The sequence below is a fragment of the Pontixanthobacter luteolus genome (assembly GCF_947494915.1).
In the GTDB taxonomy this organism is placed as follows: domain Bacteria; phylum Pseudomonadota; class Alphaproteobacteria; order Sphingomonadales; family Sphingomonadaceae; genus Pontixanthobacter; species Pontixanthobacter luteolus.
Window position 1 is genome coordinate 769,153 of the sequence record NZ_CANLWR010000002.1, and the last position, 24,458, is coordinate 793,610.

23 protein-coding genes are annotated in these 24,458 nt (G+C 60.2%); 13 read left to right on the plus strand and 10 right to left on the minus strand.

What is annotated here, in order from left to right:
- Nucleotides 1-46 precede the first annotated feature (46 nt).
- Genes PO778_RS12565 through gyrB form a run of 4 tightly spaced genes read right to left on the minus strand, consistent with a single transcriptional unit; the run spans nt 47 to nt 5,728 of the window.
- Nucleotides 47-1,231 (minus strand): BaiN/RdsA family NAD(P)/FAD-dependent oxidoreductase, encoded by a 1,185-nt coding sequence (locus PO778_RS12565; RefSeq protein WP_438944409.1) that lies wholly within the window; start codon nt 1,229-1,231, stop codon nt 47-49.
- Nucleotides 1,232-1,251: 20 nt separating this feature from the next.
- On the minus strand, nt 1,252-2,328 hold the full coding sequence (locus tag PO778_RS12570) for an AI-2E family transporter (RefSeq protein WP_271439890.1): 1,077 nt from the start codon (nt 2,326-2,328) through the stop codon (nt 1,252-1,254).
- Between the two features lie 52 nt (nt 2,329-2,380).
- Nucleotides 2,381-3,181 (minus strand): M50 family metallopeptidase, encoded by an 801-nt coding sequence (locus PO778_RS12575; RefSeq protein ID WP_271439891.1) that lies wholly within the window; start codon nt 3,179-3,181, stop codon nt 2,381-2,383.
- Nucleotides 3,182-3,196: 15 nt separating this feature from the next.
- Complete coding sequence (gyrB, locus tag PO778_RS12580) at nt 3,197-5,728, minus strand: DNA topoisomerase (ATP-hydrolyzing) subunit B (RefSeq protein ID WP_438944402.1); 2,532 nt, start codon at nt 5,726-5,728, stop codon at nt 3,197-3,199.
- A gap of 98 nt (nt 5,729-5,826) precedes the next feature.
- Between gyrB and PO778_RS12585 the strand changes: the two genes are divergently transcribed.
- The 6 genes from PO778_RS12585 (at nt 5,827) to PO778_RS12610 (ending at nt 13,580) form a co-directional block, all read left to right on the plus strand.
- Nucleotides 5,827-6,528, plus strand: a complete 702-nt coding sequence (locus PO778_RS12585; protein ID WP_271439892.1) for a ZIP family metal transporter — start codon at nt 5,827-5,829, stop codon at nt 6,526-6,528.
- A gap of 69 nt (nt 6,529-6,597) precedes the next feature.
- Nucleotides 6,598-7,980 carry an L-serine ammonia-lyase gene (locus PO778_RS12590; RefSeq protein WP_271439893.1) on the plus strand — a complete coding sequence of 461 codons (1,383 nt, stop codon included), beginning with the start codon at nt 6,598-6,600 and terminating at the stop codon, nt 7,978-7,980.
- Nucleotides 7,981-8,010: 30 nt separating this feature from the next.
- Entirely contained in the window at nt 8,011-9,564 is a 1,554-nt protein-coding gene (locus tag PO778_RS12595; protein ID WP_271439894.1) for a class I adenylate-forming enzyme family protein, read from the plus strand.
- Nucleotides 9,565-10,068: 504 nt separating this feature from the next.
- Nucleotides 10,069-11,643, plus strand: a complete 1,575-nt coding sequence (gene guaA / locus PO778_RS12600) for a glutamine-hydrolyzing GMP synthase (RefSeq protein ID WP_271439895.1) — start codon at nt 10,069-10,071, stop codon at nt 11,641-11,643.
- Between the two features lie 554 nt (nt 11,644-12,197).
- On the plus strand, nt 12,198-12,911 hold the full coding sequence (locus PO778_RS12605; RefSeq protein ID WP_271439896.1) for an endonuclease III domain-containing protein: 714 nt from the start codon (nt 12,198-12,200) through the stop codon (nt 12,909-12,911).
- A 6-nt stretch (nt 12,912-12,917) separates the two neighbouring features.
- Complete coding sequence (locus PO778_RS12610) at nt 12,918-13,580, plus strand: endonuclease III domain-containing protein (RefSeq protein WP_271439897.1); 663 nt, start codon at nt 12,918-12,920, stop codon at nt 13,578-13,580.
- On the opposite strand, the gene PO778_RS12615 is transcribed toward PO778_RS12610, so the two are convergent.
- Entirely contained in the window at nt 13,577-14,539 is a 963-nt protein-coding gene (locus tag PO778_RS12615; RefSeq protein WP_271439898.1) for an oxidoreductase, read from the minus strand. The two genes, PO778_RS12610 and PO778_RS12615, sit on opposite strands and share 4 nt — an antisense overlap.
- 191 nt (nt 14,540-14,730) lie before the next feature.
- On the opposite strand from PO778_RS12615, the gene PO778_RS12620 reads away from it, so the two are divergent.
- The 3 genes from PO778_RS12620 to PO778_RS12630 are packed head-to-tail and all read left to right on the plus strand — an operon-like array spanning nt 14,731 to nt 17,274.
- Complete coding sequence (locus PO778_RS12620) at nt 14,731-15,519, plus strand: FkbM family methyltransferase (RefSeq protein ID WP_271439899.1); 789 nt, start codon at nt 14,731-14,733, stop codon at nt 15,517-15,519.
- On the plus strand, nt 15,516-16,244 hold the full coding sequence (locus PO778_RS12625) for a sulfotransferase family 2 domain-containing protein (RefSeq protein ID WP_271439900.1): 729 nt from the start codon (nt 15,516-15,518) through the stop codon (nt 16,242-16,244). The genes PO778_RS12620 and PO778_RS12625 overlap by 4 nt, the downstream gene beginning before the upstream one ends.
- Before the next feature lie 55 nt (nt 16,245-16,299).
- A complete protein-coding gene (locus PO778_RS12630; protein WP_271439901.1) occupies nt 16,300-17,274 on the plus strand; it encodes an NAD(P)H-dependent flavin oxidoreductase in 975 nt (324 codons plus the stop codon).
- 56 nt (nt 17,275-17,330) lie between these two features.
- Here the strand turns inward: PO778_RS12630 and PO778_RS12635 are convergent, their stop codons facing one another.
- From PO778_RS12635 to PO778_RS12655, 5 genes are all read right to left on the minus strand, one after another.
- A complete protein-coding gene (locus PO778_RS12635) occupies nt 17,331-17,738 on the minus strand; it encodes a hypothetical protein (RefSeq protein WP_271439902.1) in 408 nt (135 codons plus the stop codon).
- Nucleotides 17,739-17,751: 13 nt separating this feature from the next.
- On the minus strand, nt 17,752-18,126 hold the full coding sequence (locus tag PO778_RS12640; RefSeq protein WP_271439903.1) for a hypothetical protein: 375 nt from the start codon (nt 18,124-18,126) through the stop codon (nt 17,752-17,754).
- Nucleotides 18,127-18,249: 123 nt separating this feature from the next.
- Nucleotides 18,250-19,671, minus strand: a complete 1,422-nt coding sequence (tldD, locus tag PO778_RS12645; protein WP_271439904.1) for a metalloprotease TldD — start codon at nt 19,669-19,671, stop codon at nt 18,250-18,252.
- A gap of 17 nt (nt 19,672-19,688) precedes the next feature.
- Nucleotides 19,689-20,219 carry a hypothetical protein gene (locus tag PO778_RS12650; RefSeq protein WP_271439905.1) on the minus strand — a complete coding sequence of 177 codons (531 nt, stop codon included), beginning with the start codon at nt 20,217-20,219 and terminating at the stop codon, nt 19,689-19,691.
- Entirely contained in the window at nt 20,219-20,479 is a 261-nt protein-coding gene (locus PO778_RS12655; RefSeq protein ID WP_160730904.1) for a zinc-finger domain-containing protein, read from the minus strand. Before PO778_RS12655 ends, PO778_RS12650 begins: the two co-directional genes overlap by 1 nt.
- A gap of 88 nt (nt 20,480-20,567) precedes the next feature.
- Here PO778_RS12655 and PO778_RS12660 point away from each other — a divergent pair, with 88 nt between their 5' ends.
- Genes PO778_RS12660 through PO778_RS12675 form a run of 4 tightly spaced genes read left to right on the plus strand, consistent with a single transcriptional unit; the run spans nt 20,568 to nt 24,376 of the window.
- Nucleotides 20,568-21,515, plus strand: coding sequence for an ABC transporter ATP-binding protein (locus tag PO778_RS12660; protein ID WP_160730903.1), 948 nt, complete (start codon nt 20,568-20,570; stop codon nt 21,513-21,515).
- Nucleotides 21,512-21,814, plus strand: coding sequence for a putative quinol monooxygenase (locus PO778_RS12665; RefSeq protein WP_271439906.1), 303 nt, complete (start codon nt 21,512-21,514; stop codon nt 21,812-21,814). Before PO778_RS12660 ends, PO778_RS12665 begins: the two co-directional genes overlap by 4 nt.
- Before the next feature lie 34 nt (nt 21,815-21,848).
- The gene (nadB, locus tag PO778_RS12670) at nt 21,849-23,432 is read left to right on the plus strand and encodes an L-aspartate oxidase (RefSeq protein ID WP_271440040.1); all 1,584 of its coding nucleotides are present in this window, start codon (nt 21,849-21,851) and stop codon (nt 23,430-23,432) included.
- Nucleotides 23,433-23,434: 2 nt separating this feature from the next.
- Nucleotides 23,435-24,376, plus strand: a complete 942-nt coding sequence (locus tag PO778_RS12675; protein WP_271439907.1) for a TraB/GumN family protein — start codon at nt 23,435-23,437, stop codon at nt 24,374-24,376.
- The last annotated feature ends 82 nt before the right edge of the window (nt 24,377-24,458 follow it).

Sequence of the window (24,458 nt, forward strand, 5' to 3'; positions counted from 1 at the left end):
GATGTAAAGACCGCGCCGCCTTTCAGCCAGCCTGTCAGACAGCCAGTCAGATCGCCTGCGCTGCGGCCTCTGCAGATGCCCATGCCCATTGAAAGTTATAGCCGCCCAGCCAGCCGGTGACATCGACCGCCTCGCCAATCGCGTAAAGGCCGGGTTGCTTCCTGGATTCCATCGTCTTTGATGAAAGTTCGGCAGTATCGATTCCCCCCGCAGTGACTTCAGCCTTGGCAAACCCCTCGGTCCCGTTGGGGCAAAATTCCCATCGGGCAAGCCGGGCTTCTGCCTGCCGCAGTGCCTTGTCCGGCGTGTTGCCAAGCTCGGTTTCGATGCCGATCCTTTCAGCCAGCGTAGTCGCCAGCCGATCAGGCAAGTCTTCCTTGAGGCGGGATTTCAGGGTGCTTCGCGGCTGCTCGTTCTTGGCATTGAGCAGCCACCCCTCGCCGTGCTGCGGCAGGAAATTGATCGCAATCGGCCGGCCATGTTTCCAGTAAGACGAGATTTGCAGGATCGATGGGCCGGAAAGACCCCGGTGCGTGAATAGTGCCGCTTCGCGAAATTGTGTCTTGCCGCAATGCGCATCGACCTGAGCCGCGACGCCGGACAGATCGCGGAACAGCACATCTTCGCCGCCCAGCGTCAGCGGGACGAGCGCAGGCCGGGGCTCGACCACTTTCAGACCGAATTGGCGCGCAAGGTCATAGGCAAATCCGGTCGCGCCCATTTTCGGGATCGACGGCCCGCCGGTCGCAATGACCAGAGCGTGCGCACCGAACAGTGTACCATTGGCAGTTACCAGATAGGCACCGTCTTCGTACGCCACATTGGTTACTTCGTGATCGCACAGCAGGTCGACCTGTCCGCCGAACTCGGCCGCCTTTTCGCATTCGGACAGCAGCATCGCGACAATCTGCTTGGCACTGTCATCGCAGAACAACTGGCCCAGAGTTTTCTCGTGCCAGGCAATTTCGTGGCTTTCGACCAGATCCAGGAAATCGCGGGGCGTGTAACGGCTGAGCGCAGACTTGGCGAAATGGGGATTGGCGGAAAGGTAATTGGCAGGCCCCGCGCCGATATTGGTGAAATTGCACCGGCCCCCGCCTGAAATCAGGATTTTCTTCCCCGGTTTGGCGGCGCGTTCGAGCACCAGTACGCGCTTGCCGCGCTGCCCCGCGCGTGCGGCGCAGAACAGGCCGGCAGCTCCGCCGCCAAGGATGATGGCATCATAGGTCAAGCGATCAGCCACAGGTCACGCTATAAAACGGCCGCTTCGGTTTCGCGCTGCTGCCTCGCGATGGTCCATCCGGCAAGGAACAGGCCGCCAAGCAACGGGCCGACCACGATTCCTGCAAGGCCCATCAGGCCAATTCCGCCCAGCGTTGTGATCAGGATGATCCAGTCGGGGATGCCGGTATCCCGCCCGACCAGAATGGGCCGCAGGACATTGTCGGCCATGCCGATCACCAGCACGCCGGAGGCGATGACCACCACCCCCTGCCAGATCGCCCCGGTGGCGAGCAGGTAAATCGCAACCGGTGCCCATACCAGCGCAGGGCCAAGTGCGGGCAGCAGGGAGAACACTGCCATCAGCAGGCCGAACAGCATCACCGATGGCATCCCGACGATCCAGAAAGTGATCGCCCCGAGTGCGCCCTGAACCAGCCCGACGACCACCGATCCCTTGATCGTGGCGCGAACGATGGAGAGGAATTTTTCCGCCAATTCTTCTGCAATCGCGGGTTGCATCGGCAGCCCTGCCACGACAGCCGCTCCGATCTTCTTCCCGTCGCGAAGCAGGAAATAGGTGACGTAAAGTCCGACGCCGAATGCCAGCACAAACCCTGCGGCGCTGCTGCCGATGGCCACAGCGCGCTGGGCGATCATGCCGGTGCTTTCGCGAGCAAAATCCTGCGTGCGGTTTATAAGCCCGTCGAGATTGCCGAGGCCAAAGCTTTCCAGCGCGGACTGGATGCCGCCGGGCAATGCGTCAAACACCTGCGTGAACCACGCCGATACATCGATATTGCCGTCGCGAAAGGCAAAGAACACCGCAACCGCTTCTTCGATAACCACACTGCCGATCAGGAATGTAGGCAGGACCACGGCAAAGGTAATGATCAGCAAGGTGGCAATTGCCGCCCTGTTCGGGCTGTCGCCGCAGCGGGGTAGCATCCATCGGTATAGCGGCTGGAACATGATCGCAGCCAGCGCGGCCCACAACAGTGGGCGCGCAAAAGGCAGCACCACGAGGATGACACCCAGAGTGACCAACGCAAGGAACAGGATGAAACCGCCTCGTTCGATGCCGATCTTGCTTGTCTGATCCGTCATTGTTGGCCCTCCCCGTTTATCAGCCTGCCCCGCGCTTCTTTGCTGCGGGTCGTCAATGGACTGTCCACCGCGTGTCCCGCTTGCGCAAGACACGGTACAGGCTGGCACCAATCATCAGCAAGCCAATCAGGATCAGCCCGCTTGCCCAGAACCAGTGCGGCAAATGCAGCTGATCTGCAATCGCTGCGGTATCGGATTTCTGATGCGATCCGCCAATCGTTCCGCCGACCGAAAACAGATAGCGCCACTGCCCAAACATGCTGATCGCCGCATTCACGCCCAGAAACTGCACTGCAAAGCGGCTGATTTCCGGAGTGGCTTTCTGCGCGGTGAAAAGGATCGCGGCACCCATCGGCAGCAGGACCAGCCAGCCGACCAGGCTCCTGACCCAGATTGCAGTCGACAGGATGATCACGAAACCCAGCGTGTACAGCGCCAGCCGCCGTGCCCGGTCGGTTTGCGAGGCCAGAATCAGCAGTGATCCGAAAATCGCCGGACCCAGCGGTCCGCCCATGCTGATGAGTGCCTGCGACAACGCAAAGGTGTCTGGCGGCGACATTGTAAGAGCGTATCCGCTCCCGCTGGCGAAGATTACCAACTCCTTGAATTCGTGCCCCAGCAGGATTGCCGTCAGCCCGTGCCCCATCTCATGAAACCACGTGGTCAGGATCATGAACGGATAGATTATGTAATTGCCGAGCGGCAGTTTTGGCAGAACGATGATGATCGCTGCGGCCAGTGCCAGCCACAGTGGATGGTTCTCGGATTTTTGCCGCGACATGCCGAACTTCGCAGGCGTGACCGTATTCCGGCCGAACGGGTTGCGCAGCCGCTCCGACAGGCGTTTGCTCATACCCGGCGCCTGCCTCTAAACGTCGAGATTGGCGACGTTGAGAGCGTTGTCCTGAATGAATTCACGGCGTGGTTCGACGACATCGCCCATAAGCCGGGTGAAGATCTCGTCGGTAACGTCCGCATCCTCCACCTTGACCTGCAGCAATGCGCGATTTTCCGGGTCCAGAGTGGTCTCCCACAGCTGTTCCGCGTTCATTTCGCCCAGACCCTTGTAGCGCTGACTCGACAGGCCCTTGCGGCCTGCGGCGAGCACTGCGTCCAGCAACTGCGTCGGGCGGGTGATTGCGTCATCACCGCTCACCTCGACCGCGTCGCTTTCCTCGCCGTCTTCGTCGGTGTCGGCGCTGCCCTTTACGAGGCGCGAAGGCGTTTCGTAGACATCGGCGTTTTCGCTTGCGAGGCGATGCAGTTTGCGTGCCTCCGCGCTTTCAACGAAGGCAGCTTCGACTTCGTGCACATCGGTGACGCCGCGCCACAGGCGGTCGAGACGAATGCTGCCATCCTCGCGAAGCTGCGCCGACCATCTTGCCTCTGTATCGCCCATTTGCAGCCGCCGGGCCGCATCTTCGAGCGCAGCCTGCCGCGTCTCGCGGTTGATATCTGGAGCAAGCGCGCCGGCCAGTGCCAAGGCTTCGATCATGCCGTAATCATACTTGTTCGGTACAAACGCCATCAGGTTGCGAATGCGCAGCGCGTGTTCCACGAGCGCTTCTAGCTCGGTCCCGGCTCGCGCACCGCTTTCGCTTTCCAGAATGCGGCCTTGCAGCCCGCCTGCGACCAGATAGCGGTCCATCGCGGCCTGATCTTTAAGGTACACTTCGCTGCGCCCCTTGCTGACCTTGAACAGCGGCGGTTGGGCGATGAACAGGTGACCATTCTTGATGATCTCCGGCATCTGGCGGTGGAAGAAAGTCAGCAGCAGGGTCCGGATATGCGCACCGTCGACGTCAGCGTCGGTCATGATCACGACCTTGTGATAGCGCAGCTTTTCGATGTTGAATTCATCGCGGATCCCGGTGCCCATCGCCTGGATCAGCGTACCGACTTCCTTCGACGAAATGATCCGGTCGAAACGTGCGCGTTCGACGTTCAGGATTTTACCCTTCAGCGGCAGGATCGCCTGGTAATGCCGGTCACGCCCCTGCTTGGCACTGCCACCTGCGGAATCGCCCTCCACCAGGAACAGTTCGGACTTTGCCGGATCGCGTTCCTGACAATCGGCCAGCTTGCCGGGCAGCGAGGCGATATCCATCGCGCCCTTGCGGCGGGTCAGTTCGCGTGCCTTTTTCGCAGCTTCGCGGGCAGCGGCAGCGTCGATGATTTTCTGGATGATGATTTTTGCATTGGCAGGATTTTCTTCCAGCCATTCGGTCATCTTGTCGCCCATCAACCCTTCCAGCGGGCCGCGAACTTCGCTGCTGACGAGCTTGTCCTTGGTCTGGCTGGAGAATTTGGGATCGGGTAGCTTGACTGAAACAATCGCGGTCAGGCCTTCGCGCATGTCTTCACCCGAAAGCGTGACTTTCTCTTTCTTGAGCATGCCCGAACTGGCGGCGTAATTGTTGAGCGTCCGGGTCAGCGCAGTTCGGAACGCGGCAAGGTGGGTTCCGCCGTCGCGCTGCGGGATGTTGTTGGTGAAACACAGGACGTTTTCATAATAGCTGTCGTTCCATTCCAGCGCGACATCGATGCCGATGCCGTCTTTTTCAGCCGAAATGGCGATCGGTTCCGGAATGAGCGCGTGCTTGTTCCGGTCGAGGAAGCCCACAAATGCGGCAATCCCGCCTTCATAGAACAGGTCGTGTTCCAGCGGCTCTTCACCGCGCCTGTCACGGATCAGGATGCGTACGCCCGAATTGAGGAACGCGAGTTCGCGGTAGCGATGTTCGAGCTTGTCGAAATCGTAGGTGGTCACGTTCTTGAACGTGTCTTCGCTGGCCATGAATGTGACGCGCGTGCCCTTCTTCAGGCCGTTCTTGTCGCCATTGCTGTCAACCGGCGGGGCATCGCCGCGAACTTCCAGCGAATTGACCGCGTCGCCGTGCTCGAAGCGCATCCAGTGCTCCTTGCCGTCACGCCAGATCACCAGTTCGAGCCATTCCGACAATGCGTTCACGACCGATACGCCAACCCCGTGGAGGCCGCCGGACACCTTGTAGGCGTTGTCGTCATTGGTGTTTTCGAACTTACCGCCGGCGTGCAGCTGGGTCATGATAACCTCTGCCGCCGAAACGCCTTCGCCCTTGTGCATGTCGACCGGGATGCCGCGGCCGTTATCTTCGACCGAAACCGATCCGTCGGGGTTCAGTTCGATCAGAACAAGGTCGCAGTGACCGGCCAGCGCCTCGTCGATTGCGTTATCTGAAACTTCGAACACCATGTGATGCAGGCCGCTGCCGTCATCTGTATCGCCGATATACATGCCGGGCCGTTTGCGGACCGCGTCGAGGCCTTTCAGCACCTTGATGGAATCGGCCCCGTATTCGCCCATCTGGACGACTTTTTCGGGGGGCATGTTCTTGGGAGTTTCAGGTGTTTCGCTCATCCTTGATATATAGGCGTTGCGGAGGGTTATAGGAAGGTCCGAAGGCATCCTTCCACAGCCTATTGACCGATCCTGGGATTGCCCGGAATAACAACAACATGATGATGACACTTCTGGTGGTCGGGGTGGTGACCGGCGCGTTGCTGATCGGTGCGGCCTGGGGTGTCTATGGCAGGCTCGGCCGGAGGACCGAAAGCTTCCTCGTGGCGCTTGCGGGCGGAGCCTTGCTGCTATCGGTAACGAGCGAGCTGATCGAGCCTTCGCTCGAACGAAGCCCGCTGTGGATCGGCGCGGTTGGCCTGATGGCGGGCGCATCGCTGTTTGCCCTGATCGAATATTGCCTGGACACATATGTTGCGAGCGAATCAGGCGGCGGGCTGCTGGCCGCAATTGTCGCAGACGGGATACCCGAAAACCTTGCGCTCGGCGTTGCCTTGATCGCTGCAGGGCCGATGGAAACCGCAGCGCTTGCTGGCTCGATCCTGCTCTCCAACCTGCCAGAGGCAGCGGGCGGAGCAAAGGAAATGCAGAAGAGCGGCCGGTCAAACGTGGCCACGTTCGGAATGTGGGCCATGGCTGCGGTTGTGCTCGCCGCAGCAGCGATCGGCGGCAACGTGCTGCTGTCGGGAGTGTCCGAAGACTGGCTGTCGGGTTTGCGCTGCTTTGCTGCAGGGGCCGTTGTTGCCAGCCTGGCAATGGAGGTATTCCCCAAGGCATACCGCGAAAAATGGCACTGGGTCGGGGTGGCGACGGCGCTTGGCGTGATGATGGCATTCGGACTGGGGCAGCTGGGCAAGTAAGATACCCGTGCAGCTGGTTTCAAATGAAACCGGTTGACGCAGGGCAAGCACCGGCGCAACGAAGACGGCATGCTTTCTGTGCTCGATATTTTCCGGATCGGGATTGGCCCCTCCAGTTCGCATACGGTCGGCCCGATGCGCATATCTGCCATGTTTCTGAAGGCGCTGAAGCGGTCGGGCAAGCTGGACCGTGCCGAACGTGTGCATATCGAATTGCAAGGCTCATTGGCGCTGACCGGGGTGGGTCACGGTACACCCAGAGCTGCGATCCTGGGGCTGATGGGGCACAAGCCGGAGACTTTCGATCCGGCCGTGGCCGAAGCGCAGATGGCACGCCTGGAAAATGAAAGCATCCTGCCGCTTTGTGGGAAGCGCGATATCGGCTTCGACAGCCGTGCCGATGTGGATTTGGCCGGACACATCGTGCCTGCGCTGCACCCCAACGGGATGCGTTTACGCGCGTTCGACCGCCAAGGGGAGCTGCTTTCGGACCGGACCTATTATTCGACCGGCGGCGGCTTCATCGCGACCGAAAGGCAGCTGAAAAACCCGCCGAAAAACGACCGCATTACCGTTGGCAGTGCAGTGCCGTTTGCTTTCGGATTGGCGGCTGAATTGCTGGCCCTGTCTGCCGAGCATGAATTGCCGATCCATGAAATTGTGCTGGCCAATGAAGACGCGATGCGGCCCCGCGCGAAAACGTGCTCGGGCATCGACAATATTGCGCAGGCAATGGACGATTGCATTGCGCGCGGCCTGCAGCAGACCGGTATCCTGCCCGGCGGATTGAATGTGCGTCGGCGCGCGCCTGAATTGTGGGCCAAGCTGGACGGCGCGCCGCAATCGAACGAACGCGAACAATTGTTCGATTGGCTCAATTGTTTCGCCATGGCAGTGAACGAAGAAAACGCCGCCGGGGGCAAGGTGGTGACCGCGCCCACCAATGGCGCAGCGGGCATCCTGCCTGCGGTCATGCGGTTCTACTGCCTTGATGCCGAAGACCGTGCGTGCCGTGACAGCAGGCGTAAATTCCTGCTGACTGCTGGCGCGATCGGGCTGCTTTACAAACAGCGCGCCTCGATTTCGGGTGCAGAGATGGGCTGTCAGGGCGAAGTCGGTGTTGCCTGTTCGATGGCAGCGGGCGGGCTCGCGGCATTGTGGGGCGGATCGCCAACGCAGATCGCCAGCGCCGCCGAAATCGGGATGGAACACAATCTTGGCCTGACCTGCGACCCGGTGGGCGGGCTGGTGCAGGTCCCCTGCATCGAACGCAATGCGATCGGCGCAGTCAAGGCGGTGAACGCCGCGCGGCTGGCCTTGCACCGCGATGAAATGACCCTCGTTTCGCTCGACCAGGTTATCGAGACGATGCGCCAGACCGGCCTCGACATGTCGACTAAGTACAAGGAAACCAGTCAGGGCGGACTGGCGGTAAACGTAATCGAATGTTGATTGCCTGAGCGGTCCGGTTAGGGTCCGGACATGACTCAGGAAAACATGCTCGAGAAGCTCAGCGCGCCTTACGGTACTTACCGGGAAATCTTCCGACTTTGGGCTGATATTCAGCCAGACAAACCCGCGATGCGCGACGATGATGTCGAACTGAATTGGCGCGAAATGGTGGACCGGATAGAGCGTATCGCATCGCGCCTCCAGGAAACCGGCCTGCAGCAGGGGCAATCGGTCGCCATCCTTGGCACTTCGACTGTCAACTACGGTCTGGTGTTCCTCGCCGCTGTCCTCGCCGGCGGTGTGGCGGCCCCGCTGACGACCAGCGCCAGCCCGCAGCAGCTTGAAGGGATGGCAAAGGATTCTGGCGCACGGCATCTGTTCATCGACCGGGCCAAGCTGACCGAACTGGGTGATGATTTCATGGCTGGCCTCGACCGGATCGTTCTGGACGAGGAGCTGGACGCATGGATGGGGCCGGAAGGCGCGAAGGCATCGCCTTTCGTTCCGCGCGGAGAAGAGCCTTTTAACATCATCTATTCCAGCGGGACCACCGGCATTCCCAAAGGGATCGTGCATTCGCACCTGATGCGCTGGCGGCAGTTCGCAGCAACCGCAGCATCCTATCTCGCGGCAAACCGCGAGGTGCGTTCGCTGACATCGACACCGCTTTATTCAAACACCACCATGGTCGCATTTCTTTCTGCCTTGCTGGCTGGCGGCACGGTGACGATCATGGGTAAATTCGGCACGAAGAAGTGGCTCGAGCTGGCCCAGCGTGACCGTGTAACCACCACCATGCTGGTCCCGGTTCAGTACCAACGGCTGATGGATGAGCCCGCCTTTGACGATTTCGACCTGTCCAGCCTGCAGATCAAATACTGCACCTCCGCGCCGTTTTCTGCCGAGCTGAAAGCGAAAGTGCTAAAACGAATGCCTGGCGGGTTGATCGAGATTTATTCGATGACCGAAGGCGGCGTTGTCTGCCTGCTGCAAGCGCATGAGCATCCCGACAAGCTGCATACTGTGGGTCAGCCGGCACCGGGCAGCCAGCTGAAGGTGATGGACAAGCAGGGCCGGCTGCTGCCCCCGGGTGAAGCAGGCGAGCTGATCGGACGCGGCCCGGCGATGATGAGCGGTTACAAGAACCGCCCTGACAAGACATCGGAGGCACAGTGGATTGATCCGGACACCGGCGAATGGTGGATGCGGATGGGCGATATCGGCCGGGTCGACGAAGACGGTTTCGTCGAACTCGTCGGGCGCGAGAAGGACATGATCATTTCCGGCGGTTTCAACATCTATCCGGTCGATCTGGAAAACGAGCTGCTCAAGGAAGGGGGTGTGAAAGAGGCTGCCGTGATCGGCGTCCCAAGCCGCAAATGGGGAGAAACCCCGGTCGGCTTTGTCGTGCTGGAAGGGGAAGCAGAACCCGCGGCAGTGCAGCAAGCGGTCAATGCACGGCTGGGCAAGACCCAGCGTCTGGCGCAATTGCATGCAATCGATGAAATGCCCCGCAGCCACATCGGCAAGCTGCTGAAAACAGAATTGCGGGCAGAGGCAGAGCGGATTGGCTTGCCCGACTGACGTGTGCTTGCGGGAGCGTTGGGAGACGCGGCTGCCTAAAGTTTTAAGGGGGACTGAAAGGCAGCCGCGTCTCTGATCGCTTTCGCCGGTTGGATGGCGGGCCGGTTGGCCGGGCATCCTGCTGCACTCGCGGGCAGCTTCGACGAGAGCCAGAAGATCCGACGCGAGGGAGGAGGAGTGCGCCTGGATGTCCTGTCGTCACCGGGGGCAGTATAAGGGAGAGGAGGACCTGACCGCCGGTTCGACCCTTGTAATAATGTTGCGCCTAACTTTACACAAATGAGAAAAGGTGTAGCAATGTTGCGCTTTTTGCAACTTGGCTGTGGGGTCTCGTTGTCCTTGCGATTGGCCAAAGCGTGACTGCCACTGCGCGTTCATCCACCGGCGCCGCTTGCCGTGGGCCTGACCGGCATGTCGTGCGCCCCTGAAACAGGCCACATGGTCCGTGCAGGATCGCTCGCGGGCGCTTGCCAGCTTCCCCGCGCCGTCTTATCGCCACGCGCCATGGACCAAGCACATCTCCCCGATTCCATCCTCATCGTCGATTTCGGCAGCCAGGTGACCCAGCTTATTGCGCGGCGCGTTCGCGAGGCTGGCGTCTATTCGGAAATCGCCCCGTTCAGCATGGCGGAAGAGGCGTTCAAGCGGATGAAGCCAAAAGGCATCATCCTGTCAGGTTCGCCCGCAGGCGTCCCCGACGAAGGATCGCCCCGTGCGCCGGAGATCCTGTTCGAGGCCGGGGTCCCGATCCTTGGGATTTGCTACGGGCAGCAGGTCATGAGCCACCAGCTGGGCGGCGAGGTCCGGCGCGGTCACGAATCGGGTGAGGGCGGCGAGTTTGGCCGCGCTTATTTGACCGTGACAAAAGAGTGCGCCCTGTTCGATGGCCTCTGGAAAGTAGGCGAGCGGCATCAGGTATGGATGAGCCACGGCGACAAGGTCACCCAGTTCGCGCCAGGATTTGAAATCGTTGCCACCAGCGACGGCGCGCCGTTCGCGGTTATCGCCGACGAAAAGCGCAAGTTTTACGGCACCCAGTTCCACCCTGAAGTCGTCCACACGCCCGACGGTGCAAAGCTGCTCGCCAATTTCGTGCGCCATGTGTGCGGTCTGGCCGGTGACTGGACGATGGCCGAATTCCGCAAGACCAAGATTGAGGAAATCCGCGCGCAGGTGGGTGACGGCAAGGTCATCTGCGGCCTTTCCGGCGGCGTCGATTCGGCAGTTGCGGCAGTGCTGATCCACGAGGCCATCGGCGACCAGCTGACCTGCGTTTTCGTCGATCACGGATTGATGCGCATGAACGAGGCAGAACAGGTCGTGACCCTGTTCCGCGACCACTACAATATCCCGCTGGTCCACGTGGACGCCGAAGAACAATTCCTGGGCGGGCTGAAGGGTGAAACCGACCCTGAGAAAAAACGCAAATTCATCGGCGGCGCATTCATCGACCTGTTCGAAGCAGAGGCGAAGAAGGTCGGCGGCGCAGATTTCCTCGCGCAGGGTACACTCTATCCCGATGTGATCGAAAGTGTATCGTTCACCGGCGGCCCGTCGGTCACGATCAAGAGCCACCACAATGTCGGCGGCCTGCCCGAACGCATGAACATGCAACTGGTCGAACCCTTGCGCGAATTGTTCAAGGATGAAGTCCGCGATCTGGGCCGCGAACTGGGCTTGCCCGATGTCTTCGTTGGCCGTCACCCGTTCCCCGGCCCGGGCCTTGCGATCCGCATTCCCGGCGAAGTGACCAAGGAACGTTGCGACATCTTGCGCAAAGCGGACGCGATCTATCTGGAAGAGATCCGCAACGCCGGATTGTATGACGCCATCTGGCAGGCATTTGCCGTGCTGCTGCCGGTCAAGACCGTCGGCGTGATGGGCGATGCCCGCACCTATGACAGCGTCTGCGGCCTGCGCGCGGTGACCAGCACCGACGGTATGACGGCAGATGTCTATCCCTTCGACGCCAGCTTCCTGACCGGGTGCGCCACCCGCATCGTCAACGAAGTGCAGGGCATCAACCGCGTGGTTTACGACTACACCAGCAAACCGCCGGGAACGATCGAGTGGGAGTGATTTTTGAAGCGGGAAGAGCAGGTCTCTGAAGCTGTCGCGCGGCTTGATACCGCAGCCAGTGAACAGCAGGATCTGGCTTGGGCCAAGTTGCGACCTCTCGGGTTTGGCGTGGTGCGATTTATGCGGCAGGCTTTCCCTCATTTCAGAACATGGCAAGGGCGAACTGCTCTGGTTTACTACGCAACACGCTATGCGCGGATCGCGGATGAAGCAGTCGAACTCGGATTGGCTGCGACCGAAGATCGGTCGTATATGGTAAGGTACCGTGCCTGCGGATTGCTTGCCTATTCTCTCACGCCCGAAGTTCTACCGGCACTCGAACGTATGGGATCCGATCCGAGGCCGCTGGTCGCCCAATCGGCGCATGCAGCCTGCAATGCGATCAAGGCGCAAAATCATCACCTGTTCGCTGATCGCAGCCTATCGGGACGCACAAGTTGGATTGTAAATGATGGTGACTGCGGACCAAATCATTCAATCCCGCCGCTACCCTCAAAGTGGACAAGGTGGCGTCTGGGCATCCGCCCGGCGGGCGGCGATAGCCTCTAGCATATATGCAACTTCCGCTGGGCCCCGATCCGCGCACTGAAACCTTGCGGCGCATTCAAGCCGCGTTGATCGCGCGTTTTGGCCGCATCGTCCGGCCTGACGGCAAACGCCGTGCGCCTGAATGGGTGCTGGTGCACGGAGTGATCGGCGCGCAGACCAAGACGGCGGCATCCAATGCCTCCACCGATGGATTGCTGGCTGAATACGGTTCGTGGGAAGCGGTGGCGGCGGTGCCGGTGAAGGATCTGGAAGCGCGGCTGAAGCGGCAGACTTTCCCGAAAGTTGCGGCGCAGCGGCTCAAGGATTGTCTGGGCGCGATCATTGCGGAAAGGGGTTCTGTTGACCTGCGCCACCTGTCCAATCTCGACCTTGAAGACGCGATGGCGTGGCTCGAACGGCTGCCAGGTGTTGCGCGCAAGAACAGCGCAGGGGTGATGAATGCCAGCAGTTTCGCGCGCAAGGTGATGGTGATCGACGGGCATCACCGCCGGATCATGCAGCGTATGGGAATTGTCCCGGCAAAGGCCGACACTGCCAGAACCTATGACGCGTTGATGCCGGTCGTGCCCGATGAATGGTCGGCCGCTGACATGGACGAACATCATTTGCTGCTGAAAAAACTCGGCCAGACATTCTGCCGGCCGCGCCAGCCGCAATGCGCCGAATGCCCAGTTCGCAGCGACTGCGAAACAGGAACCGGAACGCCTCTCGCTCGCTGAAACGGCATGGCCGTATTGCTCGATAGATCTCAGGTGGACGTGGTTTACCGGCGCCTGGCAAAGGCGATGCCGGGCCGCACCAAAAACGCCAAGGGGCCAAAGGGGCAGCCGGATGCGTTTCGTTCGTGCATTTCCTGTATGCTTTCCGCCCAGTCGCTGGACCGCAATACGGCCAAGGCCAGCCACGCGCTGTTTTCACTGGCGACCACCCCGCACGCGATGCTTGAACTGGATGACCGGGACATTGCTGCGGCGATCAAGCCGTGCGGGCTTTACAACAACAAGACGCGCAACATCCGCGCCTTTTGCGAGGCGTTGATCGGGGAGCATGGCGCAGCGGTGCCGGACACGCGCGAAGGTCTGCTGTCACTGCCGGGCATCGGCCGTAAATGTGCCGACATTGTCCTCAGTTTCACCTTCGGCAAAGACGTGATCGCGGTCGACACCCATGTCCACCGCGTCTGCAACCGGATCGGTCTGACCGATGCAAAGACGGCGGACAGGACCGCGCAGCAATTGGAGCAACGTTCCCCGGAATGGGCACTGCGAGACGGGCATTTCTGGCTGATTCAATTCGGTAAACGGATTTGCACTTCCCGTGCGCCGAAATGCGAAACCTGCCCGCTCAGCGATCTTTGCCTGTATTATTCTGAAAGGCAGAGCGGTTAGGGGCGAAAAGTGACTCCGGTCATTTCCTCGGACTTGTCCCACAGCGCCTGGGCCAGGGCTTCGTCGCGTACATGGGGATGCACGCCGCCCATTGGCATATCATCGCCAGCAGGCGCAGCGATGTCGCAATTCTCGCAATAGACGCCGCCCATGCCCTCAAGCAGAGGCGATACCGCGCACCACACGCTGGTCGCCGCTCCTTCCTCTACCGATTTGAACGCCTCGTGGACGTTGCCCTCGTCGTCATACCAGCCCATTGCCCGCTGTTCTTCAATCGTCAGATGGCGCTGCAAGGGCGTGGCGATACCGCCGGGATGAACCGCGAATGCGCGCACTCCGTGCGGCTCACCAAATTTGTCGAGCTGCAACGCAAACAGCGCATTGGCCGATTTCGCCTGACCATAGGCGAGCCATTTGTCGTATTCGCGGGTCTCGAAATTGGGATCGTCCAGATCCAGCCCGTTGAGGCGGTGCCCGATCGACGAAAGCACCACCACGCGCGCACCGCCTGCTGCCGCTAGCAGCGGCCAGAGACGCGCAGTCAATTGGAAATGGCCGAGATGATTGGTCGCGAACTGGCTTTCATAGCCGCGCGCATCGCGTGCCAGGGGGCAGGCCATGATCGCTGCATTGTTGATCAGGATATCCACCCGGTCCATCTGCCCGCCAACAAGATCTGCGAAACCGTTGATCGAATCCGGGTCCGACAGATCGAGCGGAAGGATGGTGATGTTCTCGCCCATTTCGGCCAGCACTTCGCGTGCCACGTCAGGCCGGCGCGCACCGACAATTACCTGCGCGCCGCCGCTGACCAATGCGCGCACGGTTTCTGTCCCGATACCCGAATAGCCCCCGGTCACGATGATGTTCATGCCGGACAAGTCGATGCCGTCTGCGACTTCCATCGCGGTGGACCGATACCCGAAGGGTGACGATAGGGGCTTCTGTTCGGACACCATGGCATTTCCTTTGCTCAGCAACCCGGACATGATCCGCCCGCGCGGCGGCGAAATCAACCCGCTGGGTACAAATCCTCCTGCCCAAAGAATCACAGCCAGCATCCAGTCTGGTGAAACCGGGCCAGTTCGGGCAAAGCGGCGGCGTGACTCCGGATCTTGCACAATTTCCGAACGTAGCCGCCAGCGCGCGGGTGGAAAGGTTTGTCTTCCATGACGAACTGCGCTTTGCCGGGAAGGTGGTCACTTTCCCGCAGGTCCATACTGGCCGCAAGTTGCAGCCCACCGCATGGTTCGAAGAAACAATTGGTGACGGACGGTTGCACGAACCGCGAATGGTCGACTGGCTGGTGTGGCTTTCCGGCGAATTGGCAGGGCGGAAGGTCCGCTTTTACGACATTGGCGCCTTGTTCGGATACTTCACCGCGATTGCAGGTGCGTTGTTCGCGGGTGCAGAAATCGTCGCTATCGAGCCGGAGGCTGAGGCTGCAGATTTCATTCGAAAGACTTTAAAGGCCAACAAGCTGGACGGCGCACAGGTTCAAGAGGTGATGCTGGATAATACCCGAGGATCACACCGCTTCGCGCAGGCCGGGCATCGTTTTACCCGGTCCGAAACCGGCACTGAATTTCGCACTTGCACACTGGACGACATCCTGTTGCCCGAGCGCAAGGACACCGCCGAAATTCTGAAAATCGATACCGAGGGGCATCAGGCTGCGTTTTTGCCGGGGGCGAGCGGTTCCTTGATCCGGCGGCAAGCGGTGTTGCTGCTTGAGTTCGACAGACCGGACAAACTTGCACGGTATCACACCACCAATGCCGATCTGGTCGAACCGTTTCTAGCGCAGGGTTACCGCCTGTACTGGTGCGATCACCGGATTCCCGGCGCGCCGATAGAACGGCTCGATCGCATTGGCCCGCAGCATGAATGCAATTCGATGGCAGTCCTGCTGCCGCCCCCTGGGGATCAAGCGCTGTGATCCTGCTTCACGAACCGGCGCTGATATTCCTGAAACCGCACAAGGTTGCCGGAACATCTTTTGAAATCGCCCTGTCAAGTTTTGCAGGGCCGCGCGACATTATTACGCCTTATGGCAAGGTAAGCCGCGCAGACGAGCTAACGCGGCGGGAACGCGGATACGCTTCGCCGCAAAACTATGCCTATCCATGGTACCGCCTGCCGTTTCTGCCGCGGTCCGAATGGCAGTTTGCCTATTCCCGGCGGCAACTGCCCAAACGGTTCCGCAACCACTTGCCCGCGGCGCAGGTCAAACAGCGTCTGGGGGAAGAAATCTGGAACAGGTCGCTCAAGGTTTCGATCGTTCGCAGCCCGTTCGACCGCGCTGTTTCCGCCTATTTCTGGCGGCGCAAACCGGGTGAGGATTTCGGCGCCTATCTGGACCGCGACCTGAGATATCTGCGCGCGAATGACAGGCATTACCGGATTGGCGGCGAAAACTGCATCGACGTGTATCTGCGCTATGAGAATATCGGCGATGATATTGCTGCGTTGGAAACGCGATTGCCGGAACTCGCGGGACTGGGCACGATATTCGCCAGCCTCAGCGCCAAATCGGGGCATCGCCCGAAAACAGCCTCTGTCAGGGAGCTGTTCGCATCTGCTCCCGGCTCGGTGCAGATGATGGAAGACAATTTTCAGTTCGAGATAGACAGATTTGGCTACCGGTTGAAGGATTGCCATTGACTCGGGCAGCCCACTGCTCTGCAACCGGACAAAATCAGAAATTGGAGGAATTGCCATGAAAACCGCCATCACCGAAATGTTCGGAATCAAGCACCCGATTATCCAGGGCGGCATGCATTATGTCGGCTTCGCTGAAATGGCGGCGGCTGTTTCGAATGCGGGCGGGCTTGGCATCATCACTGGCCTGACGCAGAAAACACCGGCGGACCTTGCCAACGAGATTGCGCGCTGCCGCGACATGACGAACAAGCCATTCGGCGTGAACCTGACATTCCTGCCCACGGTCAACGCGCCCGATTATCCCGGCTATGTCCGCGCGATTATCGAAGGCGGGGTCAAGGCGGTCGAAACCGCAGGCAACAATCCGGCGCAAGTGCTGCCTTTCTTCAAGGAAGCAGGCGTAAAGGTGATCCACAAATGCACCAGCGTGCGCCATGCGCTGAAAGCCCAGTCGATCGGCTGCGATGCAGTTTCCGTCGACGGGTTCGAATGCGGGGGGCATCCGGGTGAGGACGATGTGCCGAACTTCATCCTGCTGCCGCGCGCGGCGGACGAGTTGGAAATCCCGTTCGTATCATCGGGCGGCATGGCCGATGGCCGTTCATTGATGGCATCGATCGCGCTTGGCGCATCGGGCATGAATATGGGCACCCGCTTTATCGCGACCAAGGAAGCGCCGGTTCACGATAATGTGAAGGCAGCCATTGTCGCCGCGTCCGAACTCGATACGCGGCTGGTGATGCGCCCGCTCCGCAACACCGAACGAGTGATGAAAAACGATGCGGTCGAAGAATTGCTGCGGATCGAAAAGGAAATGGGCGACGACCTGAAGTTTGAAGACATCATCGAACAGGTTGCCGGTGTCTATCCATCAATCATGATGGAAGGCGAAATGGACAAGGGGGCGTGGAGCTGCGGCATGGTTGCCGGACTGATCAACGATATCCCGTCATGCCAGGAACTGATCGACCGGATCATGGCCGAAGCAGAAGAAATCCGTCAGCGCATGAACGCAATTTCACAAGACTAAAGCGAGGGCGGGGCTGGGCAATGCGCCCGGCCCCGTGGCTGCAATCGCGGCTGTCTTCAATCCGCTTTTCGGTATGGGATGAAGTCGGTCAGATTGATCGTGCCGCGCGGATGACCGGATCGCGAATCGACGGTCCTCACAATGTCTGTCTTGCAGAGCCGTGTGTTGGTGTTGCGAGTTACAAGCGTATCCCGGTCATCAATGTATTTCGCGTTTGAGGGTATGTTCACCCACAGCGTATTGCCGCGCTTATAGACCAGCGCGGTACCATCAATGACAGTCAGGCGCACACGCGGGAAAGTCGGAATGCAGCTTTCGGGCTCACCCGCGACACGTCCTTCGAGCATCTTGGCCAGCTTTGCCTCGCCCTTGGTCGGTTCCGCGTGATCATCAGCCAATGTCGCGACCGAAGTGCCAGCGGCGGCAATCGCTGCGGCGGCGATGATGGTTTTGAATGCTCTCATGCTCTTTTTCCGTTCAGTCGCCATTATCCGGCTCTTCCGCCTTGGTGTATGGGATAAACTCCGTAAGTGTCACGACCGGGCCGGGCATCAGCATGGTTCGGTCACGAAATTCCACCTGGTCCAGCTTGCACAGGTTCGAACCGAACGGTTTGAACACCGGCAAATCGAAATTGCTGATGAACCGGGGCGAGCTGGTACGATTGACGTAAATCGTCTTGCCATCGCGGAAAACGAGTGCCGTCCCGCTAATTACCTGCAACCGGTCGCGTTGCGATTGGTGGAGGCATTTGACAGGTTCGCCAGCTACGCGCCCTTCGAGAACCTTTGCGAGTTCAGCTTCTCCGCGGTCCTGTTTGGGGCTGTCTTCGGCTGCAGAAACTGCATGCAAGCAAGAAAGTGCTGCAGCAATTGCTGCCAACTTTGCGAGTCGTGTGGAAACAGTTTTCATGATGGTGCCATTATATCGTGTTGCAATGAACACCGCCTGACTCCGGCCAATTACCGCTCAGCCCTAAGCAGTGCCGCCAACTGTAAGGCCGCCAACCAGCAATGTCGGTTGCCCCACGCCTGCCGGAACGCTCTGGCCGCCTTTGCCGCAGGTACCAATACCGTCATCGAGCGACATGTCGTTTCCGATGCCTTCCACCTTGGTCAGTACGTTCGGACCGTCACCGATCAACGTGGCCCCCTTGATTGGGATGCCGATTTTGCCGTCTTCGACCAGATAGGCTTCGGTGCAAGAGAAGGTGAAGCGGCCGGACACGATATCGACCTGCCCGCCGCCAAAGCTCTTGGCGAAGATTCCCTTCTTCATGCGCGAAAGCAGCTCTGCCGGGTCATCCTTGCCGCCGCGCATGAAAGTGTTGGTCATTCGCGGCATCGGCGCGTGCTGGTAGCTTTCGCGGCGGCCATTTCCGGTCGGCGCAACTCCCATCAGGCGCGCGTTAAGCCTGTCCTGCATGTATCCTTTCAGGATACCATCTTCGATCAGAACGGTTTCTTCGGTTGGCGTGCCTTCATCATCGATGCTCAGCGAACCGCGGCGGTCGGCGATGCTGCCGTCATCCACTATTGTCACGCCGGGCGCGGCCACCCGCTGCCCGACGCGGCCTGAAAACGCGCTGGTACCCTTGCGGTTGAAGTCGCCTTCCAGCCCGTGACCAACGGCCTCGTGCAGGATGATCCCGGGCCAGCCAGGGGCCAGCAGTACCGGCATTTCGCCCGCCGGAGCATCGACGCTGGCGAGATTGACGATCGCCTGACGCACTGCCTCGTCGACGGCGTGGTTCCATGAATCTTCTGTCAGCAAGCGGTCATAGAGATAGCGCCCGCCAGACCCATAGCTGCCGCGTTCCCGCCGCCCGTTCGCTTCGGCGACAATCGACACGTTCAGCCGCACCAGCGGGCGGATATCCAATGCGCGGAAACCGTCAGCACGCACGATCTCGACCACGCTCCAGCTGGCCGCCAGCGACGCGGTGACCTGCGAAACGCGCGGGTCGCGGGCGCGGGCCGCCTGGTCGATTCTTTCCAGCAGCGCGACTTTCTCCGCAAAGGATACTGCGTCAAGCGGGCTGGCATCGGTATAGAGCCGCTGATTGCTGCGGCGCGGCATCGGGCTTGTGGTGCCGGTTGCAGGGTCGAGCAATTGCAGCGTCTCGCCCGCACGGCGGATGGCGCCTGCACTGATTTCGTTGGCATGGGCAAAGCCGGTCATTTCGCCCGACACACCGCGCAGGCCAAATCCGGAATCGCGGGAATAATCAGCGGTTTTCAGCCGTCTATCGTCGAAAGTGAAGGCTTCGCTGGCGCTGTGCTGCAAATACAGTTCACCGTCATCGCAACGCGATAAAATGTCGGATGTTATGCGCTGCGCCTCGTCCGGCGTCAGGCTGTTGCCATACAGCAGGGTGCGGGGATCGGAAATTGTCATATGCCCAACATAGGGCGCTATCGGCTAATGGATAGCCCTATGCGGTAAGTGAGGGGTGCCGGATCCCGGCTATAACTGCGCAGGCTTAATACCAGGTCCGTTTCATCAGGGTCGTTGCCATCGCCGGGCAGGGTCAGCTTATCCCGCTTCAGGATTTTTACGTCGGGAAGGCCGGCGGAATAGACCGCACTGCTAAGCTGGGTGGACAGGCAGGTTTCCAGACGCTGTTTGAGCATCCGGTAATCTCCGTCCGCCTCGCGTTCGCTTTCGAACAACCAGTTGCAGGACAATTCGAAACCTCTACCCGGGCCGTCAATTTCGCAATTGGCAGCGCGGCTAATGTAGCTCTCATTCCCGCGGTGTCTCACTTCAAGAGTGCCATCGCGGGCAACCACCAGTGAAAGACCGGCCAGCGAATTCTGGGTCGCGGCGGCCATGGCTGTGATTGCGCTGCATTTGCTGTTTGCGGCGTAAGCAGGCGCGCCAGCCAGCATCAAACCGGCTGGCATCAAGAGAGTGATCACAAGTGCCGGTAAGCGGCCTTGCATCAGCGGTGGCCCGGATCGGCGCCTTCCGAAATATCCGGCAGGCTTGCCTGGTCGGCGCCATCAGCCGGGCCGCCTTCCAGCACGAAACGGCGGTCGCAATATCCGCAATCGACATAGCCATGCTCGTCAATCTCAAGATAGATTTTCGGATGGCCGAGCGCGGCGGGGCGGAAATTGTCGCCCCCACGAATGTCGGTTGCACCATCGCACGCGACGCGGCGCGTATCGACCTTGATCACTTCTGGCGGCGGAATGTTCATAGCGCACGCCGATAAGCTGTCACGGGCGGCATGGCAATATTGCAGTTAGGCTTTGCGGATGCGCCCGCGCATGATTAGGGCTTCTGGCATGAGCGAGCCAACTGCAATTCAGATCCGTGATGTCGTCAAACGCTATGCCGGAGACAAGGGGCAGGAAGGCAAGCTGGCGCTGAAAGGGGTCAGTTTCGATGTGCCGCAAGGCGGGATTTTCGGTTTGCTCGGGCCCAATGGGGCGGGCAAGTCGACTCTGATCAACATCCTCGCGGGGTTGGTCACGAAGACCAGCGGAACGGCCAGCATCTGGGGTTTCGACATTGATGAGCAGCGCCGCAACGCGAAGCGCGCGATCGGCATTGTCCCGCAGGAAATCGTGTTCGATCCTTTTTTCACTCCGTATGAAGTGCTGGAAAACCAGGCCGGTTTTTACGGCATCGCGAAAAGTCTGCGCCGGTCGGAGGAATTGCTCAGGGCAGTGCACCTTGCTGACAAACGCGATGCCTATGCGCGGACGCTGTCAGGCGGCATGAAGCGGCGCCTGCTGATAGCCAAGGCGATGGTCCATTCGCCGCCGATCCTGGTTCTTGACGAGCCAACGGCGGGCGTGGACGTGGAACTGCGCCGCCTGCTGTGGGAACTGGTCACTCAGCTCAATGATGACGGTGTCACGGTCGTCTTGACCACTCACTATCTGGAGGAAGCAGAGCAGCTTTGCGACCGGGTGGCGATCATCAACCACGGTGAACTGATCGCCAATAAGCCGACCCGCGAAATGGTCGATATGGCGCGCGAAAAAATCGTTGCCGTCACTGTTGAAGGGGAAATCAGCAAGGCGCCCGAGCATCCGCTGTTTGGCAAGTGCGAATTGACCGGAGAGAAAACCTTCGAAATTACCTATCACAAGGACGAGGCGACTGCGGGGCAGGTGCTGGCTCTAGTGCAGGAACAGGGCTTCACGATTGAAGATGTGACAACCCGCGAGGCGGACCTTGAAGATGTGTTCGTCAGTCTGACCAGCGTGCAGGAAGGCGGCGCATGATGTTGCTCGTCATCGGAACAGTCAGAATGCCGCCCGAAAACGTAAGCGAAGCGCGATATGCAATGCGCGAGATAATCGAGGCCAGTTTGGAAGAGGAAGGCTGTGCGGCGTACTCCTATTCCGAAGACGTGCTGGAGCCCGGTCTCGTCCATGTCATGGAGGCGTGGCGCGACAGGGAGGCACTGGATGAACATTTCGCCTCGGACCATCTGGCTGAATGGCGCGCCAATTGGGACCGCTTCGGAATCCACGACCGTGACCTGCAGCTGATCGAAGCTGGCAAGGCGCAGAAGCTTTGAGAGACGAGTTAAGAGACAGGGCCCAATGAGCAATATGCCGACAAATTATGACGTCCTCATCATCGGGTCCGGTGCAGCCGGTCTTACCGCGGCACTTGCGCTGGCCGAACACAAGAAGGTGCTGGTTCTGGCCAAGGGCGGGCTGGATGGAGGGTCTACCGCCTGGGCACAGGGCGGCATCGCGGCAGTGCTGGATGCAGGCGATACATTCGACAATCATATCCGTGACACTATGGTTGCCGGGGCCGGGCTTAATCGGCGTGAAACAGTAGAGTTTGTTATTGAGCGAGCGCCGCGCAGCATCGAGCGGCTGATCGAACTTGGCGTGCCTTTCAACGAGGATTCGGGCGACCTCCACCTGACGCGAGAGGGCGGCCATTCGCACCGCCGGATCGTGCACGTCGACGATGCGACTGGCTGGGCCGTGCAAGAGGCGCTGCTCAACGCCGCAAATGCCAATCCCAACATTACCATGTTGCCGGGCCGCGCCTGTGTCGATCTGATTACGGGCCGCCATGAACAGGATTATTCCGGCGCGGGCCGTGTCTGGGGTGCCTATGCGCTGAACCAGAAAACCGGTGAGGTGGAATCCCACACCGCGCGGGCCACCATCCTTGCCGCCGGCGGTGCCGGGCGTGTGTATCAGTTTTCGACCGCGCCGCGCGGCGCAACAGGCGACGGGATAGCGATGGCCTGGCGCGCGGGGGCGCGGGTTTCCAACATGGAAATGATGCAGTTCCACCCGACCTGCCTGTACAATCTCGAGGTCAAAAACTTCCTGATCACCGAGGCTGTTCGCGGCGAAGGCGGGCATCTGCTGCATCCTGAAACGGGCCACCGGTTCATGGCAGATTACGATCCGGAACGGATGGAACTGGCCCCGCGCGATGTCGTGGCGCGGGCAATCGACGATCAGATCAAACGCTACGGCCTTGATTATGTGCATCTCGATATCAGCCACCAGCCGCCCGAATTCGTGAAGGAACATTTCCCGACGATCCATGAAAAGCTGACCGGCCTCGGCATCGATATGACGCGCGAACCGATTCCGGTTGTCCCGGCGCAGCATTACACCTGCGGCGGGGTCTTGGTCGGCCTTGATGCGCGGACCGATCTGCCGGGTCTGTGGGCCGCTGGGGAAGTAACCGAAAGCGGGCTACACGGCGCAAACCGGCTGGCATCCAACAGCCTGCTGGAATGCTTCGTCTTTGGCGAAGCGGCGGCGCGCGACATTCTGGGCCGGTGGGATGAACTGCTGGAAGTGCCCGCGATCAAGGAATGGGATGAAAGCCGCGTGACCGATTCCGATGAAGAGGTCGTCGTCAAACAGAACTGGACGGAAATTCGCCGCTTCATGTGGAACTATGTCGGTATTGTCCGCACCACAAAGAGGCTGGAGCGGGCGCGCAACCGGATCGAGATGCTGGGCAAGGAAGTGGAAGATTATTACGGTTCTTTCCGCGTCACCACCGACCTGATCGAATTGCGCAATCTGTTGCAATCGGCAGAACTGATCGTCCGCTCCGCGCTGGCCCGCCACGAAAGCCGCGGACTGCATTACACGCTCGATTATCCCGAAACCGCCGATGTGGCGCGTGATACGGTCTTGGTGCCCTGAAGATGAAGAGTCTTCGATATCTGGCAGCGCTCGCGCTCGGTGTGTCAGTACCGGCTGCTGCGCAGGACGCGCCGCCGCAAGATGGCGAAACCTTGAACGAGATCGTGGTCACCGCGCAGCGTTCAGGCGCGCCGATGTGGACTGCCGAAACCGATCGCGGCACCGTGATTCTGGTCGGCGAAATTCGCGAAGTGCCCAAGTCGACGCCGTGGTATCCAGACCGGCTCGAACTGGCGACCCGGCGGGCGCAGCGCGTGACCCTTGGCATCAAGCCGAAAATCTCGCCCGGCGACATATTCCGGCTGTTGTTTGCGGGCGGCAAAATGACCAAACTGCCCAAGGGCACCGTAGCAAGCGATTATCTGGATGAAGATCGCCGCGCGCGTCTGGCTGCGTTGGAGAAACGCTACGATCAGGATTACTCCCGCAAAAGCTTCCTGATCACATCTTTCGACCTGCTTTCACGCAGGGTCGGGCTGACCCGCGACACGGGCAAGGACGCATCCGATGTGGTCAAGAAAGCGGCGCGGCGCGCGGATGTGCCCAGCGAACCCGTCGGAACCGTTCGCGGCGAAGACTTGCTCGATAGCTTGTCAGAAGCCCCACCGGAATCGCATCTCCCATGCCTCGATGCTGCGATGGCGGCCGCCGAGCAAGGGCCCGATCTGGTCGAACAGCGCGGATTGGACTGGCGGGCATCCGATATCCCGGCAGTGATGAACAACCCGCTAGAAATCGCTCTCAGCCGCTGCTGGCCATGGACCGATGCGGAAGTGGCGACCGAGCTTCGCGGCCAATGGCTCGCTGCGATCGGCGAGGCTGCTGGAAGCGAAGGCGTGACATTGGCGGTCGTCCCGCTCCGCATGCTGGCAGAAGAGGGCGGTGTTCTCGACACCCTTGTGAAGGACGGCTTTAGCGTTGATGGCCCTGCCTGGCGCGAGTGACGCTGCCGACCTGCACCGCAGCCGGTAGAAGAATCGCAGCGCGGCGCACGCTTTGCGGCGTAAAGGGGAGCGGTTCGCGCGC